This window comes from Maribacter dokdonensis DSW-8, from assembly GCF_001447995.1.
Classification (GTDB): domain Bacteria; phylum Bacteroidota; class Bacteroidia; order Flavobacteriales; family Flavobacteriaceae; genus Maribacter; species Maribacter dokdonensis.
In genome coordinates, this window is sequence record NZ_LDPE01000001.1 from 875396 (window position 1) to 896131 (window position 20736).

19 protein-coding genes are annotated in these 20736 nt (G+C 35.9%); 11 read left to right on the forward strand and 8 right to left on the reverse strand.

Annotated elements, in window-relative coordinates; genetic code table 11:
- Positions 1-204: 204 nt before the first annotated feature.
- A complete protein-coding gene (locus I600_RS03970) occupies positions 205-1305 on the reverse strand; it encodes an OmpA family protein (protein ID WP_058103198.1) in 1101 nt (366 codons plus the stop codon).
- Between the two features lie 187 nt (positions 1306-1492).
- Here I600_RS03970 and I600_RS03975 point away from each other — a divergent pair, with 187 nt between their 5' ends.
- Positions 1493-1795, forward strand: coding sequence for a YegP family protein (locus I600_RS03975; protein WP_058103199.1), 303 nt, complete (start codon positions 1493-1495; stop codon positions 1793-1795).
- A 4-nt stretch (positions 1796-1799) separates the two neighbouring features.
- Here I600_RS03975 and I600_RS03980 read toward each other — a convergent pair whose 3' ends face one another.
- Together I600_RS03980 and I600_RS03985 are read right to left on the reverse strand one after the other, a co-directional pair.
- On the reverse strand, positions 1800-2822 hold the full coding sequence (locus I600_RS03980) for a threonine aldolase family protein (protein ID WP_058103200.1): 1023 nt from the start codon (positions 2820-2822) through the stop codon (positions 1800-1802).
- A gap of 21 nt (positions 2823-2843) precedes the next feature.
- Positions 2844-5249 (reverse strand): zinc-dependent metalloprotease, encoded by a 2406-nt coding sequence (locus I600_RS03985; RefSeq protein WP_058103201.1) that lies wholly within the window; start codon positions 5247-5249, stop codon positions 2844-2846.
- A gap of 194 nt (positions 5250-5443) precedes the next feature.
- Here I600_RS03985 and I600_RS03990 point away from each other — a divergent pair, with 194 nt between their 5' ends.
- The 7 genes from I600_RS03990 (at position 5444) to I600_RS04020 (ending at position 13419) form a co-directional block, all read left to right on the forward strand.
- Complete coding sequence (locus I600_RS03990; RefSeq protein ID WP_058103202.1) at positions 5444-6907, forward strand: circularly permuted type 2 ATP-grasp protein; 1464 nt, start codon at positions 5444-5446, stop codon at positions 6905-6907.
- Between the two features lie 9 nt (positions 6908-6916).
- The gene (locus tag I600_RS03995; RefSeq protein WP_058103203.1) at positions 6917-7864 is read left to right on the forward strand and encodes an alpha-E domain-containing protein; all 948 of its coding nucleotides are present in this window, start codon (positions 6917-6919) and stop codon (positions 7862-7864) included.
- A 30-nt stretch (positions 7865-7894) separates the two neighbouring features.
- Positions 7895-8746, forward strand: a complete 852-nt coding sequence (locus I600_RS04000) for a transglutaminase-like domain-containing protein (RefSeq protein ID WP_058103204.1) — start codon at positions 7895-7897, stop codon at positions 8744-8746.
- A 65-nt stretch (positions 8747-8811) separates the two neighbouring features.
- A protein-coding gene (gene prfB, locus I600_RS04005; RefSeq protein ID WP_245188838.1) for a peptide chain release factor 2 occupies positions 8812-9913 on the forward strand; the annotation gives its coding sequence in 2 pieces (ribosomal slippage) (positions 8812-8877 and positions 8879-9913; 1101 coding nt in all).
- Between the two features lie 61 nt (positions 9914-9974).
- The gene (arsC, locus tag I600_RS04010; protein ID WP_058103205.1) at positions 9975-10319 is read left to right on the forward strand and encodes an arsenate reductase (glutaredoxin); all 345 of its coding nucleotides are present in this window, start codon (positions 9975-9977) and stop codon (positions 10317-10319) included.
- An 87-nt stretch (positions 10320-10406) separates the two neighbouring features.
- Positions 10407-10922: a hypothetical protein gene (locus I600_RS04015; RefSeq protein ID WP_058103206.1), complete on the forward strand. Its 516-nt coding sequence runs from the start codon at positions 10407-10409 to the stop codon at positions 10920-10922.
- A 4-nt stretch (positions 10923-10926) separates the two neighbouring features.
- On the forward strand, positions 10927-13419 hold the full coding sequence (locus I600_RS04020; protein ID WP_058103207.1) for a TonB-dependent receptor domain-containing protein: 2493 nt from the start codon (positions 10927-10929) through the stop codon (positions 13417-13419).
- A 67-nt stretch (positions 13420-13486) separates the two neighbouring features.
- Here I600_RS04020 and I600_RS19290 read toward each other — a convergent pair whose 3' ends face one another.
- Positions 13487-13660: a hypothetical protein gene (locus tag I600_RS19290; protein WP_091609002.1), complete on the reverse strand. Its 174-nt coding sequence runs from the start codon at positions 13658-13660 to the stop codon at positions 13487-13489.
- A gap of 172 nt (positions 13661-13832) precedes the next feature.
- Here I600_RS19290 and fumC point away from each other — a divergent pair, with 172 nt between their 5' ends.
- Positions 13833-15233 (forward strand): class II fumarate hydratase, encoded by a 1401-nt coding sequence (gene fumC, locus I600_RS04030; RefSeq protein WP_058103209.1) that lies wholly within the window; start codon positions 13833-13835, stop codon positions 15231-15233.
- A gap of 70 nt (positions 15234-15303) precedes the next feature.
- Here fumC and I600_RS04035 read toward each other — a convergent pair whose 3' ends face one another.
- Complete coding sequence (locus I600_RS04035) at positions 15304-16191, reverse strand: hypothetical protein (RefSeq protein WP_058103210.1); 888 nt, start codon at positions 16189-16191, stop codon at positions 15304-15306.
- 153 nt (positions 16192-16344) lie between these two features.
- On the opposite strand from I600_RS04035, the gene I600_RS04040 reads away from it, so the two are divergent.
- Together I600_RS04040 and I600_RS04045 are read left to right on the forward strand one after the other, a co-directional pair.
- Complete coding sequence (locus I600_RS04040; protein WP_058103211.1) at positions 16345-16827, forward strand: GNAT family N-acetyltransferase; 483 nt, start codon at positions 16345-16347, stop codon at positions 16825-16827.
- A complete protein-coding gene (locus tag I600_RS04045; RefSeq protein ID WP_058103212.1) occupies positions 16814-17620 on the forward strand; it encodes an MBL fold metallo-hydrolase in 807 nt (268 codons plus the stop codon). Before I600_RS04040 ends, I600_RS04045 begins: the two co-directional genes overlap by 14 nt.
- Before the next feature lie 66 nt (positions 17621-17686).
- Here I600_RS04045 and ettA read toward each other — a convergent pair whose 3' ends face one another.
- The 3 genes from ettA to I600_RS04055 form a co-directional block, all read right to left on the reverse strand.
- On the reverse strand, positions 17687-19378 hold the full coding sequence (gene ettA, locus I600_RS04050; RefSeq protein ID WP_058103213.1) for an energy-dependent translational throttle protein EttA: 1692 nt from the start codon (positions 19376-19378) through the stop codon (positions 17687-17689).
- Positions 19379-19446: 68 nt separating this feature from the next.
- The gene (locus I600_RS19295) at positions 19447-19623 is read right to left on the reverse strand and encodes a CAL67264 family membrane protein (protein ID WP_091605214.1); all 177 of its coding nucleotides are present in this window, start codon (positions 19621-19623) and stop codon (positions 19447-19449) included.
- Between the two features lie 76 nt (positions 19624-19699).
- On the reverse strand, positions 19700-20671 hold the full coding sequence (locus I600_RS04055; RefSeq protein WP_058103214.1) for a Gfo/Idh/MocA family protein: 972 nt from the start codon (positions 20669-20671) through the stop codon (positions 19700-19702).
- Positions 20672-20736 lie beyond the last annotated feature (65 nt).

Genomic DNA, 20736 nt, shown 5'->3' on the forward strand with positions numbered 1-20736 from the left:
ATATACCATTAAACTTCATAATTACCATGCGATTGGCAAGTATATAGAGACTACCAAACCTCAACTACAATAATTTCTTACATCTAGCTTACAAACAGCTTAGCACCTTTTGAAACAATTAGGTTACTATTATAACCTAAGTTAAAAGCATAAAAAAGGGCTTACTAGTGTAAGCCCTTTTCAATCAAAAAAACAACCTATTCATTAATTATTAATCAATCTAAATTGAGTTCTTCTGTTCACTGCATGCTCTCTAGCCGTACAAGAAACGCCATCACTACATCTGTTCAACAATCTTGTTTCACCGTAACCGTTAGCTACTAAAAGACTTGAATTAACACCTTTCGTAATTAAGTAATCAGCTACTGCTTTCGCTCTTCTTTCAGATAAGTCTTGGTTAGACACTGAACTACCTTGTGAATCTGTATGAGAAGCTAATTCAACCTTAACACCTGGGTTTTGAGCTAATACTGGTAATAATCTATTATCGATAATACTCTTAGCCTCTGAAGTCAATGTAGCACTACCAGAGTTCCAGTTAATAGGTAATGCTTGGTACTCAACTAAAGCACACTCCACTTCTTTCCAAGTTGTTAAACCACCTTTTTCCTTTAATACCTCTTTGGTAATCGTTGTAGTTTTAGCCGGAATAATCTCTTCTACCGTGTACGCATCTTTATCCAATACCGTTTTTGTAATTTCCTTATAAACTGCAGGAATAATTTTTTCAACCACGGTAGCAGGTGAGATCAAAACTTCTTTTGTGTAAGATCCATTTTTAGAACCTAATGGAGAACTCGTTGTAGAAGCATCATTAGCCAATACCTGCGTAGAAACTGTTTCAAATTGTGCAGGGTATCCTTTGTAACACCAGTATCTACAATCATCTGGATTACCAGATTCACAATCAGGTGCCGCTACGCCCAACTCCCACTGTGCATATGCAGGCTTGATCTCTATAGTTTGTGTACTGGGAGAAAAAGAAGCAGGGATCACCTGTAAAGAATTTCCACCTCCTTTAGATACATAGGTTACTGTTTCTGTTCCCCACTTAGCAGGAACAACAGTAAGCACTTTTTCTTCTTCTCTCACCAATACACGTTCTGTTATTGTTTTAAATGTAGCAGGAATCGTTTTTAAAATTTTGTACGAAGGGTTGGTTGTAACCGTAGTCGTTTCATTTACATACACATCTGGTGTGGTACAACGTACATAGCATTTACCTGGTTCTGGATTTGACGGCAAGTCTTGTGCAATTGCAAACGAAGCAGAAAATGCCACTGCTAGAAATAATACTTTTTTCATTTTGATAGTGTTTAAAATTAATAATTGGTTATTTATAATTATTTATTTGAGGTTTCCCGTAAACTGGTTTTAACCTAGTGTCGAATGCTATTTTAAAACCTGTGAGTTTAACGCCTCAATAATTAAGACACACTATTATTTAAAAAGTCACTGAAAAGCAGAGAAAATATTATTTATCTTTAAGGATATGATTAAAATTGTTAAAGATAAAGACGGCCTATATCAATTTGTTTTGAAGTCTGGCAACGGGCAAGTATTATTAAAGAGCATACCCTTTAATAGTGAAAATGAAACAGATAGCACCATAAAAGACATTAAGGCACTGAAAAAAACTAACGGAAAATTCTTTGAAAGAAGAACTAATACGGATGGTAAATTTTTAGTTGAATTAAAAAATTCTACAGGCAAAATTGTTGGTAGTAGCGGACTTTACACTTCAGAAGCCGGTATGGAAAATGGTATATTGAATATTACAAACAGTTTAGAGTAACATATTAAAAAGACGCTAGCTGCTTAAGCAATTCTTCATGCATATCATTAGTGTAGTCCAAATGGGTAACCATTCTCAATTTCCCCTGCCCCATACCAATTATTAAAATATTCTTTTCTTTTAATTTATGAACAAATTGATCGCTTGTCATAAATGATTCATCAATTTCAAAAATGACAATATTGGTTTCAATAGGCTCTACCTTTTTTATAAAAGATTTTGCCGCTAATGCCGCTCCTATTTCCTTTGCCTTTTTATGATCTTCTGCCAATCTCTCTATATGATTGTCCAAAGCATAAATAGCCGCTGCCGCCAAAAACCCCGATTGTCTCATGCCACCACCAAATATTTTACGAATACGGATCGCCTTGTTCATTTGTTCTTGAGTACCCAATAGCAAAGACCCTACAGGGCAACCTAACCCTTTACTCAGGCAGACGCTTATGGTATCAAAAAGCTCTCCATACTGCAACGGAGTCTCTTTCATTTCAACCATAGCGTTCCATAATCTTGCTCCATCTAAATGATACTTTAAACCATTATTAGCACAAACCTTTTTAATTGCCTGCAGTTCACTAAAATTCCAACAAGTACCCCCGCCTTTATTCGCTGTATTTTCTATGGATACCAATGTGGTTAACGGGCTATGGTAGAAATCCGGTGGATTTATTGCCGCTGCCACTTGTTCCGCTGTCATTGTACCTCTATCACCATCTACCAGTCTGCAAGATACCCCACTATTAAAACTAACACCACCACCTTCATAATTATAAATATGGGCATATTTGTCACAGATCAATTGCTCCCCAGGCTGCGTATGTAATTTTATAGCGGTCTGGTTGGTCATGGTACCACTAGGAAAAAACAGTGCTGACTCCATTCCAAAAAGTTTTGCCACCTTTTCCTCCAAGGCATTTACGGTAGGGTCCTCTTTAAAAACATCATCACCCACCTCAGCGATCATCATAGCATCTAACATTCCGGGTGTAGGCTTGGTTACCGTATCACTGATAAGATTAATAAGCATAATAAAGTTCTAACATTTTAATTAGTGAAAACAGCTCATTCCAATTGGCGAACCATCAGGAATCTTTGGCGAAGGTATCATTTTGAATTGTTCCGGGTGCTCTCTGTATGATTTTATTCTCTTAACCATTTCCGCACTAATTGCATTAGCCCCAGAATCTTTCATTAACTGCATATTCAGTTCATTTATTTTTTGGGACGCTATGGCATTTACCTGTGGATGCACATTGGTGTGCCCTGCCAAATTCATGATATGATACAATACCCTAAAATTGATTATCGTTTGCGCTTCGTTCAAATATGTATCTTTCTGCTTTTTGTTAATGGTTAATGCTATCAATTCATCTAAAACATCAGCCAAACCAACATTATCCGTATCTATTGCTTTTTGCTGAATAAGTCTTGATGCTTTCTCCGGATGCAATAAAAATTTTAAAGTCATATCCGAAGCTGTTTCCACTGCCGACAAGGCATCAAAAGAAACACCGGTTTTACCTTTTATAGACTCCCTTGTTCTAGGGGTTCCAAATGACCTAGGAGGAAACAAGCTCAATTTTTCTTTTGGTATAGCTATTTCTGCAGCATCCAAAGTCCGTAACACACTCTTTAATGCCTCTTGTTGCAAAGACTTATCCGCAACGGCAACTACCTCTTGGCCATCACCTTTTACCGCATAATTATATTCTAAACCACCAATGACTTTTGCCACACCTTCTGTTTGGTACCTATGAAAGAAATATAGCGGTACAAAAACATCTTCCAATACAGAGTAAGGTGTACCTTCTTGAATATTATCTACAGAAAAGTTATTAATGGCTACTTTACGAATACTCAGCATTTCGTCCAATTCTTTGCTGATACTGGTGCCGTTATCCCACAAATGAGCCAAGACATGGGCACTACCTTGTGGTCTGGCATCTTGATCCGTTATATAACGTAGCCCATCTGCTTTGGCCTTATCCAAAATATTGTTCAAGCCTATTTTTTCTTCCCCTTCAACAAAGTTCTGATAGGAGTATGCTACGGTAACTTTATCCCATGCTCCAATACCAGTTTCATAAGCACTTGAAAAATCAACCTTTCCATTGTTCAAAGTAAACTGCGGATGAGGATAGTCCATCACGGAAGCCTTGCCTGTAGTACTGGCGGCATAATTATGGGCAAAACCTAAAGTATGCCCAATTTCATGTGCAGATAATTGTCTTATTCTTGCTATGGCCATTTCTAACATTGGTTCATAATTATCATCTCTTTCGGCAAATGGTTTGTTCATTAAAGCCTGGGCGATCAAATAATCTTGTCTTATTCTTAAACTTCCTAAACTAACATGCCCTTTCATAATTTCACCAGTTCTTGGGTCTGTTATACTACTACCATAGCTCCAACCTCTGGTAGAACGATGAACCCATTGGATAACGTTGTAACGAACATCTAAAGGATCCGCATCATCTGGCAACATTTTTATTTGAAAGGCATCTTTATAACCTATAGCTTCAAAAGCTTGGTTCCACCAACGGCCACCTTCCAATAAAGCGGATCTTACAGGTTCCGGTGTTCCATTATCCAAATAATAAATAATAGGTTCTACGGCCTCACTAACCTCTGCAGTAGGATCTTTTTTCTCTAAACGATGCCTTCTTATAAACTGCTTTAGAATATTTTGCTCCACTGGTGTCGCATAATCATAATAGTTAAATGGAGAAGAACCTGATCTTGGATCAAAAGCTCGTTTTTTATACTTATCATCTGGCAATTCAATAAAAGAATGATGCTCGGCAACGGTTACTAAATTCGCATTGGGAGCTACACTTCTGATATAACCACCTTTCGCCTCGCCCTTAAAAGTCATTAAAACATCAAACTCTATATTCTTGGGAAAAGCCTTAGTTCTTTCCAAGGCAAAGGCACTTTTAGATTTATCCAGACTATAAGAACCCTGCTCGGTTCTTTTTAGTCTTGAAGAAACACCATGTGCATCTTGCATTAAAAAATCGGTGATATCTATTATATAGGTACCGTTTTTATCTTCAACAATAGGAAAGCCGAACAGAACAGATTTGGCAAACGCTTGTTCAACGGATTTTCGCTCCAATTCATTATCCGTTATGGCCCTATACTTTAAATTTGGTTGAACCAGCAGTAATTTATTACCTGCCTTTTTAAAATATACTACTTGTTCGTCTCCCAGTTGACCTCTGTCCAAGCCAATGTCATTACTTCCTATTCCACTACTTAAAGAGTATACATAAAGAAATTCCTTATCCAATTGATCTACTTCCAAAAAGATTTTATCATTGGCCTCATCATAGTAGAAATTATAGAACCCCTCATATTTATCAAAATTCTTCTTTTGATCGCTAAACTGTGCGGTTATTGTAGTAATGGATAACAAAAGTAATCCAACCAAAAGTACATAGTGCTTTCTCATTCTCTAATAGTTTTCACTAAAAGTAGAGAAAAACCAACGAATGAAAAACAGGAAAGCCCAACTATATTATAAATATCATACTTGTTAAAAAAGCTACCTAATAATTACAGAAAAAGGAAAAATACTACCAATTATTGTAAATATTACACCTAATAATCGCTTTTTATCATGTACCTTTTAACAAAACTAATTCTATGGAGAACATTGAAAATCAAATTTTTTCTTCTTATCAAAGAAACCCAGATTTATATGATGAAATTCATGATAAGAAAGGAAAGGTAAAAGAGGTTTATCAAAAGTTATTTAACCTCTATGGTGAACATTCTATTAAAGATTACGTTACGCTAAACAATAAAGCGAAGTCTTCATTTTTTAATCAAGGCATTACTTTTCAAGTATACGGGGAAAATAACGTGCAAGAGAAGATTTTTCCCTTTGATTTATTTCCACGAATTATTGACCCCGTAGACTGGGATATTATAGAGCGTGGCTCCATACAAAGAAGTAAAGCTTTGAACTTATTCCTGTGGGATATTTATCATGATAAAAAAATATTAAAAGATAAGGTTGTACCCATAGAACTCATTACATCTTCAGCCAATTACTTAGATCAAATGAACGGTGTAAATCCGCCAGGAGGAATCTATAATCACATTTCGGGTACAGATGTCATTAAACATAAGGACGGTAAATATTATGTGCTTGAAGATAATATTAGATGTCCGTCTGGTGTAAGTTATGTAATCTGCAACAGAACAGCACTTAAAAAGGCATTGTTTGGTGTGTTCAATCATTACCAGACACATACGGTGACCAATTATGCAGAAAACCTTTTAGAACTGCTAGAATCCGTAAAACCTAAGGGCGTGGACATTCCAAATGTAGTAGTCATTACACCTGGCATGTACAACTCTGCATTTTATGAGCATTCTTACCTAGCCAAAACCATGGGTGTTGAATTGGTAGAAGGTCGTGATCTATTTGTAGAAAATGATTTTGTTTACATGAAGACAATAAAGGGTCCAGAAAAGGTTGATGTTATTTACAGACGAATAGATGACCAGTTCATAGATCCTCTGGAGTTTAATCCAGATTCCGTTCTTGGCGTACCCGGTTTATTTGCCGCATATAAAAAAGGAAATGTCACGTTGGCCAATGCCCCTGGCACTGGTGTAGCTGATGATAAAGCCGTATACACCTATATGCCAGAAATTATAAAATATTACTTAGACGAAGAACCTATCTTAAACAATGTACATACCTATCATTGCAGCAGACCCGATGAATTAAAATATGTATTGGAACATATTCATGAACTAGTTATTAAACCTGTTGATGAAGCCGGTGGCTACGGTATTTCAATAGGAAACAAGCTAAGTAAAGAAGAAATTGAAAAGGTAAAGGCCGAGGTAAAGGCCAGCCCAAGAAAATATGTAGCCCAACCTATTATGTCATTGTCCGTTCACCCTACCTATATAGACGATACCGAATCTTTTGAACAACGCCATGTTGATTTAAGAACGTTTACCGTTCTCGGAAAAGACAAAGAATTTGTTCTCAAAGGCGGGTTAACACGCGTAGCACTTAAGAGGGGAAATCTAATTGTAAACTCTTCTCAAGGAGGCGGATCAAAAGACACCTGGGTATTAAAAAAATAAAAAATCTATATGTTAGCAAGAGTTGCCAATAATCTATTTTGGATGGGACGTTATATAGAACGTTCTGAACACGTAGCAAGATATTTAAATGTAAATTATTTCTCTTCTTTAGATGCTCCAAATCTAAAATCTCAAGATCGTCAATTTGTTTTACGTTCTATGTTATTTATGGTCGGAGATCCCGAAGAGGATTCAGAAAAATTTTTGAAAGAAGAAGATGTACTCTATAAAATTGGTCTAGACCCCACTTATAGCTCATCGATCATAAACAATATTAAGTTTGCAAGGGAGAACGCAAATAGCGCACGGGATTTAATTTCAACTGAGCTTTATGAAGCGATCAATAAATTCTATCATTTTGTCGTCAACTACCCTAAAGAAGTTTTTGTTAAAAATGGTCTACATGATTTCACTACCCAGGTAGCTGAAATGACAGATATACTTCGTGGAAAAATACGCGGTACACTCTTACATGATGCCACTTATGCCATAATATCAATGGGCATAAACATTGAAAGGGCTACACAAATTACTAGAATGATCAATTCTAAATACAATGATGCATTACTTTCTCAAGGTGGTGAAAATGAAAAGTTCAGTAAAAGTTTTGAATGGACTACATTACTAAAATGTGCCGAATCTTATGATATGATGCGTAGGTTCTACAAAAAAACTCCTACAAGCATAACTACATTAGAGTTCTTAATTCTTAACCCTAATTGCCCAAGATCGGTTATGAATTCTTTGAACCAGGTAAATCAACATGTAAAAATTTTAAACCCCGAAAAACGGTATAACAAAAATTCTACGGCTTTTTTAATCGGCAGGGTAAGATCAGAATATGAATTTAAATATATTGAGGAAATAGATCAAGACATAAAATCTTTCATTGAAAATATTCTAGAAAGTCTTGTTGATATCAGCGACAAGGTAGATGAGGAATTTTTTAATTATTAGCCCATATAAATAAGGTATCTTTGCGCTCTTATGCCAAGAGATATTGAGATTACATATAGGGCTAAAAATATTTATGACGATTGGGTACATAATGCATATTGGCAGTTTCTTATTATACCGGTAGAGAACGATAGCCAACATAATGTAGAGATAGAATTCAACAATTCATTATTTGCCATTACCGAAAATTCCATTAACGGTTATGGCTTTAAAACCCTAAGAATACATCCGAAGAAAAAATTCAAGAAGGTAACTTTTGAAGCAAAATTCAAACTGACCAAAGAAGATATTGACCCTTTTGATTTTAACATCAACCCTAACGTTTCAGCAGCACATGCCGAGTTACAAAAACTTGATTTTAGAATTAATTACGAACGCTTTTTAAAAGCGACTACATTTACAAACCTAAGTTTTGCACAAGAGCAACTATACGCCTTTGATTCAACTATTTCCATATTCAAAAATCTAGAAAACCTAAACCATTGGGTATATAATTTCATTGAATTTTCAACAGGAGCTACAGATGTAAGTACAATGTTAAATGACGTTGTAACTAATAAAAAAGGCGTTTGCCAAGATTTTGCACATCTTTTCTGTGCCTTGGCAAGAATTAATGGCATACCAACAAGGTACGTCTCCGGGTACCTAGACCAAACCCATGGTTTTAAAGGAGATTCACAAATGCATGCCTGGGTAGAATGCTATATACCAGGAATAGGCTGGAAAGGTTTTGACCCTACCAATAATATTTTAGCGGATATGAACCACATAAAAGTCTGCCACGGTAAAGATTATAATGATTGTGCTCCATTAAAAGGTATTATTTATTCTTTGGGCACAAATAAGACCACACACTCGGTCACATTGCAAAGCCAGCAATAGTTAATCTAAAAATATCTTTAAACATTACTTAAAAGAGTATTATTTTTACTCAAAATTAGAATTGTATGAACATAAGTACAGACCACTACAAAGGTCTTATAGATCGCCTTGGTGCGTTAAGGAGGTATCTTTGACATTGATGCCAAATTAATTGAAATAGAAAACGAGCAAGAAAAAACCTTGGCTCCTGACTTTTGGGACAATCCGCAAGAGGCACAGGCACATATGAAATTCATTCAATCTAAAAAACAATGGGTAGATGATTATGATGCCGCCCAGCTATTGGTTGCTGATTTAGAAGTATTGATTGAGTTTCAGCAAGAAGGCGAAGTCTCTGAAGCCGAAGTTGAAAAGCAATATGAGAAAGCAGTGAACACCATTGAAAAAATGGAGTTCAAGAATATGCTCTCAGAAGAGGGTGATGAATTACCAGCGGTACTGCAGATTACAGCAGGCGCAGGTGGTACCGAAAGTTGCGACTGGGCTGCAATGCTCATGCGTATGTATATGATGTGGGCCGAAAAGAACGGTTACAAAATCAAAGAACTCAATTATCAAGATGGTGATGTTGCCGGCATTAAAACCGTAACCTTAGAAATTGACGGTGAATTTGCTTTTGGTTGGTTAAAAGGAGAAAATGGAGTTCATCGTCTTGTACGTATATCACCTTTTGACAGTAATGCCAAAAGACATACCTCATTTGTTTCCGTATATGTATATCCGTTAGTAGATGACAGTATAGAAGTAGATGTCAATCCTGCAGATATTACCATAACCACTGCAAGATCAAGTGGTGCTGGTGGGCAAAATGTAAACAAGGTTGAAACTAAAGTCCAATTGACCCACCACCCTACAGGAATTCAAATATCTTGTTCAGACAGTAGAAGCCAGCATGATAATAGGGCTACGGCGATGAAAATGCTGAAATCTCAACTATATGAAATTGAGCTACGTAAAAAAATGGAGGCTCGCCAAGAGATTGAATCCTCTAAAATGAAAATTGAATGGGGCTCTCAAATTAGAAACTACGTTATGCATCCGTACAAATTGGTTAAGGATGTAAGATCCGGAGAAGAAACCGGTAATGTAGACAATGTCATGGATGGTGACATTGACCAGTTTTTGAAAGCCTTTCTAATGATGATGGGACAAAAAGAAGAAGAATAAATTATTAATCCCTATTTATTATATTTAATAGATAGGGTTTTAACATAAAGCTAAAAGTAATATGATTAAAATATATCACAATTCTAGATGCAGCAAATCTAGAGAAGGTTTAAAAGTTGTAGAAGAGTCTGGCAAGAAATTTGAAGTGGTAAAATATCTAGAAGATATACCAACAAAAGATGAACTTAGAAATATTATTAGTTGTTTGGACATTAAACCAATTAACTTAATACGTAAGTCAGAAGCCGTTTGGAAAGAGAAATTCAAACATTTATCATTAAACGATGAAGAGTTGATCGATGCCATGATCACGCATCCAAAATTAATAGAAAGACCAATTGTAATTAATGGAAATAGCGCGGTTATTGGTAGACCGGCTTCAAACATTAACTCTTTGTTGAAATAGAATTTATTATAATTGTTAAGTATATTATCTTAACAAACAATTAACCATTTTCGGTTAAACCATAGTATAACTTTATAATCTAAAGACATGAAAAAAGTATTAAAGCATAGTGGACTAAATGTATTGACATTGTTGGTTGCCTTATTTGGCACTACAGCAATTTACGCACAATATGGTTATGGGTCGCAATATGGTTATGGATCTAGAGGAGGTTATGGTTATGGAAGTCAAAGGAGTTCTATTCCCCAAGCACAAACTCCGGCCGAAGAACCCAAACCAAAAACTGCCGAAGAACTGGTAGATGGTGAAATGCCCAGAATTACAGAGGCATTGGAACTAAATGAATTTGAACAGGCCGTATTAAGCTCTGTACTTAAAAAATATGTACAAGAGCGTATAGAGGCTCAAATATTAAAACTTCCGCCAGAAAAAATGGCAGAAGTATATGAAAACATAACTAAAAGGCAAGATGAGGAATTAAAAGCCGGTCTGCCATTAGAAAAGTATGAAGCTTTTGTTGCATTACAAAAAGATGGTGTTTCAAAAACTTTAAAGAAGAATAAAAAGAAGAAAAAAGAAAAACGAAAGAAATCCAAAAACTGACTTAATGAGACAACTTTACCCTTTACTCCTACTCTTAACACTATCATTTAATTATATATACAGTCAAAGACCCGGAGGAGAACGGGAAAGAGGTCCAATTATCATTAGCGGTAAAGTCGTAGACAAAGACGATAACCTTCCTTTAGAATATGCTACACTGGTACTACAAAGTGTAAACAACCCTGATAAAATTACAGGTGGCATTACAGATATTGATGGTAACTTTCAGGTTGAAACCACACCAGGCAAGTACAATATTTCCATAGAATACATTTCATACAAAACTTACAAATTACCAAATCAAACATTGACTGAATCCACAGATTTGGGTACGGTTAAACTTGCTTTAGATGTAGCTCAACTAGAAGCCGTTGAAGTCGTTGGTGAAAAAACTACCGTAGAGGTACGTTTAGACAAAAAGATCTATAATATTGGTAAGGATTTAACCAATAGTGGCGCAACTATTACCGACGCCTTGAATAATGTACCCTCTGTTGATGTAGATGTTGAAGGTGCCATAAGTTTAAGGGGTAATGAGAATGTTAGAATTCTTATTAATGGCAAACCGTCAGCATTAGCGGGCTTTGGATCTACAGATGCTCTTACACAACTTCCTGCAGATGCCATTGAAAAGGTTGAGGTGATTACTAGTCCATCTGCAAGATATGACGCAGAAGGTACCGCAGGTATTTTGAACATTGTTCTTAAAAAGGAAAAAACACTGGGCTTTAACGGTTCTGTAAACACTACGATCGGTTACCCAGTAAATAGTGGTATATCCGTTAATGCCAATTTACGTACGGACAAATTTAATTTGTTCAACACAACAGGGTATAACTATAGAGATGCCCCAGGAAATGCATTTTATGATAACACCTATACTTCTGGATCTTATGATAGGATTATAGAGGACAGGGACTATTTTAGACTTAGAAAAGGATTTAACACTAATTTGGGACTTGAGTATTTTATTACAGAGGAATCTTCAATTACAGGAAGTGTATTTTACAGAACCTCTAAAAGTGAAGATGAAACTGAAAATACCAACCAAAGGTTTATTAACAGAACACTAGATAGTGAAACCTTTAGAACTGAAGATGAAGGTGAAGATGATGAGAACTATCAATTTTCTTTGAATTATATTAATAATCTTGATGATGATGGACAAAAACTAACGGTAGACGCTCAATACTCTAACGGCGTAGAAGATAAGACCAACATCATACAAGAAAACAATACGTTGCCTAATGATGATTTAATAGTCTTGGAAAATGTCTTTGAAAAAGAAACCCAAAATGAATATTTAGTACAAGCAGATTATGTATTGCCGATGGGCGATGCACAATTTGAAGCTGGGTATAGAGGAACTTTTGAAAAAACAGAAACGGATTATAGATTAGACTCTTTGAACCAAACCACCGGTCTGTTCGATATTAACCAAGACCTGACCAACTTATTTGCCTATACTGAAAATGTAAATGCCGTATATACCCAATATGGTAACAAATACGGTAAATTTTCTTTTCTTTTAGGATTACGTTTAGAGAACACCCAGTTAAAAGGAGAATTGACATCTTTATATGATTCTTCTGAGTTAGAGGAACAATTAGGGGTAGATGTTGATGCAAATTTCGATAAGAACTATTTAGGGCTTTTTCCAACTGTGAACGTCATTTACGAACTGGGTGAAAATGAAAACATTTCATTAGGTTATAATAGAAGGATAAATAGACCAAGAGGAAGGTACGTAAACCCTTTTCCTTCAAGATCTAGTAGGACAAATATTTTTCAAGGAAACCCGGATCTTGATCCTGCGTTCTCCAATGCTTTTGATGTTGGTTACTTAAAGAGATGGGATAAGCTAACCCTTACCTCTTCTGTGTATTTCCAACGAGAAACCGATTCATTTGAACGTATACAAGAAGAAACTGGTGAAACCACCACAGATGGAATTGAAATAATTAGATCAATTCCTATTAACCTATCTACAAATGACAGAATAGGCGTTGAAGCCGGTATGCTATATAGTCCTGCAAAATGGTTACGTTTAAATTCCAGTTTCAACTTCTTTCAATTTAAGACAGATGGCGCGTTCAACGGTATAGATTATGGTACCACAAATACCAGCTGGTTTGCCAGATTTAGCTCTAAAGTATCTTTACCTGCAAAAATTGACTGGCAGACCAATGCGTTTTATAGAGGCCCATCATCAACCGCCCAAACGGAAAATGGAGGTATATTCTCTTTAAATTTAGCGTTCAGTAAAGATATTTTAAAAGACAATGGAACAATTTCCCTGAACGTTAGCGATCTATTAAATTCCAGAAAAAGAACTTCTTATACAGAAACGGAATTCTTTACGTCTGACAGTGAGTTTCAATGGAGACAACGCCAGATAACCATGGGCTTTGTATACCGCTTTAATCAACCAAAAGAAAGAAATAAAAATGGCAGAGGAAATAATAATGATGAAGGTGACGAAGAAATCGAAGGGTAAGCAGTTACCCATAAATGGTATAAAAAAAGGAAGCCAATTGGCTTCCTTTTTTATATAATAATATCTTTTATGCTTCTCGCGCAGCTTTTTTCTTGTCGCGTCTTTCTTTCAATAACTCTATAATGTTACCACCTAACCAGTAAGGCACAACAAATAATAACAAAAACATCATTAGCCAAAAACCTATTGTCAAGATGGTCAAAAAAGCTAAAAATCCTAAATATTGGTCAAAATCAAACATATCTTCTTGCTTATATATGACAAAGATACCATAAACCAATTATTTTTTGCAAACGTTCTGCAAAATTAATTTCACATTTCCCTTTAATCTTGTCGTAAGAAAAATAAATGTAAACCTTATTTTTGATGCTGTATATAAAAGTTTATTTAAGATTCATATAAAATATAAGATTATGGAGTTCAGAATCGAAAAAGATACCATGGGCAATGTTGAAGTACCCAAAGACAAATACTGGGGTGCACAAACAGAACGCTCGCGTAATAATTTTAAAATAGGACCATCGGCATCTATGCCGTTGGACATAGTTTACGGATTCGCTTATTTAAAAAAATCCGCCGCATATGCCAATTGTGAGCTTGGTGTCTTAGCTGCCGAAAAAAGAGATTTGATCGCCCAGGTATGCGATGAAATTTTAGAAGGAAAGCACGATGACCAATTTCCATTGGTTATTTGGCAAACTGGTTCTGGTACGCAAAGTAATATGAACGTTAATGAAGTAGTTGCCAATAGAGCCCATGAAATTGCCGGTAAAGTAATTGGTGAGGGAGAAAAAACCATTCAACCGAATGACGATGTCAACAAATCTCAATCTTCTAACGATACTTTCCCTACCGGTATGCATATTGCCGCTTACAAAAAGATTGTAGAAGTGACCATTCCTGGTGTAACTCAGTTAAGAGATACATTACATAAAAAATCAAAAGAATTTAAAGATGTGGTTAAAATAGGTCGCACCCATTTAATGGATGCCACTCCCCTAACCTTAGGTCAAGAATTTTCCGGTTATGTTTCTCAATTGGACCATGGTTTAAAAGCATTGAACAACACCTTAGCACATTTAAGTGAATTGGCACTTGGTGGCACTGCTGTTGGAACTGGATTAAACACACCGGAAGGCTATGATGTGCTTGTAGCAAAATATATTGCAGACTTCACAGGGTTGCCTTTTATAACCGCTGAAAATAAATTTGAAGCACTAGCGGCACATGATGCCATTGTTGAAAGCCACGGAGCTTTAAAACAGTTGGCAGTGTCATTGAACAAAATAGCAAATGATATTAGAATGATGGCATCTGGACCTCGTTCAGGAATAGGTGAAATCATTATTCCTGCCAACGAACCAGGTAGTTCAATAATGCCAGGTAAAGTGAACCCTACTCAATGTGAAGCAATGACAATGGTTTGCGCTCAAGTTATGGGTAATGACGTTGCTGTAAGCGTTGGTGGTACACAGGGACATTATGAATTGAATGTCTTTAAACCAATGATGGCAGCAAACATTCTTCAGTCTGCACAACTAATTGGCGACGCCTGTGTAAGTTTTGAAGAGCATTGTGCTGCCGGTATTGAGCCAAATCACGGTGTAATCAAAGAATTGTTAAATAACTCTTTAATGTTGGTCACTGCCTTAAATACCAAAATTGGGTATTACAAAGCTGCAGAGATTGCAAACACCGCACATAAGAACGGCACTACATTAAAAGAAGAAGCTGTTAATTTAGGTTACGTTTCCGCTGAAGATTATGACGAGTGGGTAAAACCTGAAAATATGGTGGGTAGTTTAAAAGACTAAAAACTAAACCAATAAACAAAAAAAGGCGACCAAATTGGTCGCCTTTTGTATTATATAATTATAGGAAAACTTACTTCAACATGAACTTAGAAGTTCCTAATAATTTCAACTGATCGTCATATACATTTACCATGTAATTTCCATCTTTAAAATCACCAGCTGGCTTACTAATGTAATCACATACATCTAAAGATTTGTTTTCATAGTAAAATCCTGTTTGCTTACTGTAAGTAATTGATGCTCCGTTATCGTTGGTCATTGAGTTACCACCTCCAAGAACATTCCCTTGTGGATCTAAAACTTCTAAGAAGAACTCTCTATCACCAGCTTGAGCAATTACGTTATCCGCTACGGTAAAACAAATTTTAAACTTGTCAGTAGCTCTGGCACGTTGAGTAGAAACTAATTTTCCGCTGTTACGCTCCTTAACTGCATCAACATTAAATTTAGATAAATTTAATGCAGACCCTTTTTCAACTACTTGAGCCAAATTTGTGTTTTGTACTACTAAAGAATCGTTGAAAACTGTTTGTTTTTCCAACTCAACATAAGTACTATCACGCTGCATAGCGATCATACTATTAGAACGAGTTAAAGAATCAACTTGCTTTAACAACTGCTCTCTCTCCGCTTTAAGAACACTAACTTGTCTTCTGTATCTAGACAAAGAACTAATATCCGCTTTCATAGTTTTCACAGAGTCAATATATTTAGCAATATTATCTCTTGCGCTAACCAATTCTTCGTTAGTAGCATTACTTTCCAAAATAGCTTTATCATATTCTGATTTTAAGCTATTTAAATCTTCAACCACCAATTCTTTCTCTTTAGAAAGAACAACCTCTGTCTTCTTTTTATCTTGATAAAGACTTACTGTATAAATGATAGTTGCTAAAAGCACAACACCTAAAAGAGCGGTCAAAACTTTTAAACCATTGTTGTTTTTTGTTTCAGTCATAATTTTAAATTTAATAAAGTGTCTGTTTGTTCAGTTTATATACGTGTTAATTCAAATTTTAGATTCTTTAGCATAAAATTAAATTATATTACGTGGTAAATACCATAAAATATAGTATAATTTAGAAGTAACCTTTAGACCAATACATAGACCATGCTTACCATTGTGCCATTTGAGACTAAATATACTCAAATCTTTAAAGACTTGAATATAGAGTGGATTACCGAATATTTTAAGGTTGAAGAAAAGGACAGAGAACTATTAGAAAACAGCCAAGCCTCTATCATTGACAAAGGTGGCTTTATTTTTATTGGGCTCTGGAATAATGAACCTGTGGGGTGTTTTGCATTAATAAGAAAAAACAAGGAAAGATATGAATTAGGAAAAATGGCAGTTAGCAAATCTTATCACGGCTTACAAATTGGTCAAAAATTATTATTACATGCCATTGATTTTGCAAAGAATAAAAACTGGAATACACTTGAACTATATTCAAGCACCAAGCTTGACGCCGCCTTGCATATTTATAAAAAATACGGATTTATAGAAACGCCGTTGGAAGATAATTTAGACTACCTTAGGTCTGACATTAAAATGGAATTAAAACTAAAACAATATAACAATGAACATCAATAAACTCTTTTTATTATTATGTATAGGAGCCATTTCTTTCTCATGTAAAGAAGTAAAGAAATCAGATTCCGAAGTCACAGAAGCGGAAGCGGAAATGTCGACTTCAATGAAAAATGAGGCTAAAGACACCGAAATCACCATAACACCCATAGAACACGCAACGGCAGTTTTAGAATGGAACAATGAAGTAATCTATATTGACCCAACAGGTGGTGCCGCAACTTTTGAAGGGCAAAAGAACGCTACATTAATTTTAATTACCGATATACATGGTGATCATTTAAACATAGAGACCTTAAAAGAATTAGAAATAACCAATGCTACCTTTGTTGTACCACAAGCCGTTGCAGAAGAATTGCCCGAATATGCAGAACAGCTTGTAATTTTGGACAACGGGAGCAGTAAAGAATTAAACGGTATTACCATTGAAGCCATAGCCATGTATAATTTAAGAAGTGAAGCGCTTAAATTTCACAATAAAGGTCGTGGCAACGGCTATGTTATAACTATTGGCGATCAACGTATTTATTTTTCCGGAGATACAGAGGATATCCCAGAAATGCGTTCTTTAAAGAATATAGACAAAGCTTTTGTTTGTATGAATTTACCTTATACCATGACCGTTGAGAGTGCCGCCGAAGCAGTGTTAGATTTTAAACCAAAACAAGTTTATCCTTATCACTACAGGGGCAATCCAGATGTTAGCGATGTTGCCAAGTTCAAACAATTGGTAGATGCAGGCAACCAAGATATTGAAGTGGTACAATTAGACTGGTACCCTAATGACGAATATTAATACTTTAGTTGTTAGTATAAAATTAAAAAGCCCGCAATAGCGGGCTTTTTCTTTATAACCAAAATTTTATCTGATTAGTTTTTTATACTTAATTCGTTTCGGCATAAGATCTCCGCCTAACCTTTTCTTCTTGTTTTCTTCATAATCGGAGAACGAACCTTCATAGAAATACACTTGAGAATCGCCTTCAAATGCCAATATGTGTGTACAGATACGATCTAAGAACCATCTATCGTGCGAGATGACTACGGCACAACCTGCAAAATTCTCCAAACCTTCTTCTAAAGCACGTAATGTATTTACATCCAAGTCATTGGTAGGCTCATCCAATAAAAGCACGTTACCTTCCTCTTTCAAGGTCATTGCCAAATGTAAACGGTTACGCTCACCGCCGGACAACATACTCACTTTTTTATTCTGTTCACTACCCGAGAAGTTGAATCTACTTAAGTAAGCTCTAGAATTGACCTGCTTACCACCCATCATCACCAACTCTTGCTCATCACTGAAGTTTTGCCAAATGGTTTTTTCAGGATCTATATTGGAATGACTCTGATCTACATAGGCTACTTTAGCGGTTTCACCAGTTTCAAATTCACCTTTATCCGGTGTCTCCTCACCCATGATCATTCTAAAAATAGTGGTCTTACCAGCACCGTTTGGTCCAATAATACCAACAATACCCGCTTGTGGCAATTTAAAATTAAGGTCTTCGTAAAGCAACTTATCATCGTATGCCTTACTTACGCCTTTAGCTTCAATAACATTGGTACCCAAACGGGGTCCGTTAGGAATATAGATTTCCAGTTTTTCATCAAGTTGTTTTTGATCTTGACTCATCAACTTATCGTAGTTCTTAAGACGTGCTTTCTGTTTGGTCTGTCTACCCTTTGCTCCTTGACGAACCCATTCCAGCTCTCGCTCCAATGTTTTCTGTCTTTTAGAAGCTGTTTTACTTTCTTGTGCCATACGTTTAGACTTTTGATCTAACCAAGAAGAGTAGTTCCCTTTCCAAGGTATACCTTCACCTCTATCCAATTCAAGAATCCAACCGGCAACATTATCCAAAAAATATCTATCGTGCGTTACGGCAATTACAGTTCCCTTATAAGATGCCAGGTGATGCTCTAACCAATGTACAGACTCTGCATCTAAGTGGTTGGTAGGCTCATCTAATAATAAGATTTCCGGCTCTTGTAATAACAATCTACATAAGGCAACCCTTCTTCTCTCACCACCCGAAAGCACAGAAATTTTCTTTTCAGGATCTGGAGTACGCAAGGCATCCATAGCAATTTCCAATTTGGTATCTAGTTCCCAAGCATTGGCTGCATCTATCTTATCTTGCAATACAGCTTGCTGATCCATCAACTTCTGCATTTTGTCCGCATTTTCATACACTTCCGGCAGACCAAACATATCGTTTATCTTATTGTATTCATCAAGAATGGCTACCGTTTCGGCAACGCCCTCTTTTACAATTTCCAAAACAGTTTTATTTTCATCCAGTTCTGGCTCTTGTTCCAAGTAACCAACTTTATATCCTGGAGAAAAAACCACATCACCTTGAAAATTTTTATCTACACCTGCTATTATTTTTAATAAAGTAGATTTACCAGAACCGTTTAGACCTAAAATACCGATTTTGGCACCGTAGAAAAAACTTAAGTATATGTTCTTTAAAACTGGGGTGTTAGCATTCTTATAGGTTTTCGTAACTCCCGACATGGAGAAGATTACCTTCTTATCGTCTGACATAAAATTATAGTGTTTAGTGAAAAAATTATCATCCAGTAGAAGAAATCCCTACTAGTTAAAAACATTGATTATACTCTACCTTTAAGGGCATTGAACACCCAAGCAATGGCAAAAAACCCTATACCCACAGATGCAAAACCCCAACCAGCGACATCATCGTATCGAAAGGCTCCTAATGCAATTAGCGCAAGCCCTACGAAGATCATAATAAAAGTAGCCCAAGTGAGCACAGTATTCTTGTTCATTTTTGAATCAATTAAAATTTAAGCGAACATCAAATATCGTAAATTTTAAGACATTTATCCACTATTACCCCTGCTATTATTCAAACGGAAACACAATTCCTGTTTTTTCACGAACCGTATCCATAATTGTTATAAGATCCAAACTGTTTTGATGACTCCAAAGTGCACTTTCTTTCTTACCAGAATTTAAACAATCATGCACTTCTTCTATCTCATGAACATAGCCTTTACCCCTCTTACCTACTTCATTACTTACTACTTCCCCATCTTTTTCCAACGTAAATCCAGTAGTTTCATGCCATCTTGGATGAATAAAAATTGTTCCTTTACTTCCTGCTATTTCAGATTTCTTTTCAGAGTTAGAGTTGAGTCCGCTATACAAAATGGCTTGTGCGTTGTCATAATTAAGAATCATACTACATTGCATCTCTACCCCAGTTTTATAAAAATTGGCGGTTGCCTTAATATCCTTTGGCATCCCCAACAGTAAATAAGCTAAAAATATAGGATAGATCCCTATATCTAATAGAGAACCTCCTGCAAGATCAGGATTTAATAGCCTACCGTTTTCATCCCTATCCAGAGCATAAAACGCAAAATCTGAATGTAAATAACCTATATCTCCTATAGTCCCATTATCTACAAGTTCCTTTACTTTTTTAATGGTCGGATTAAAACGTGACCATAATGCTTCCATAAGAAAAACATTATTCTCTTTAGCTGCAGCTACCATTGCCTGAACTTCCGAAGCATTGACGCCCAATGGTTTTTCACAAAGTACGGCGTTACCGGCTTTCATGGCGGCAATGCTCAAATCTGCATGTGAAGTGTGCGGTGTTGCCAAATAAATAATATCTACCGTATTACTATGAAACAATTCTTCATAACTACCAAAAGCATTTGGAGCTCCATACTCTTTGGCAAATGTCCGTGCCTTCTCCAAGCTCCTAGATGCTACCGAAACCAATTGACCGCCATCTACCAAAGCTAAATCTTTAGAAAAACTATGTGCTATGTTACCTGCCCCTACAATACCCCACTTTATCATACTTTTTATTTTTGTTGCATGTACACCAAAATTAACTTCTTATCTTTATGCGAAGAAAATAAATA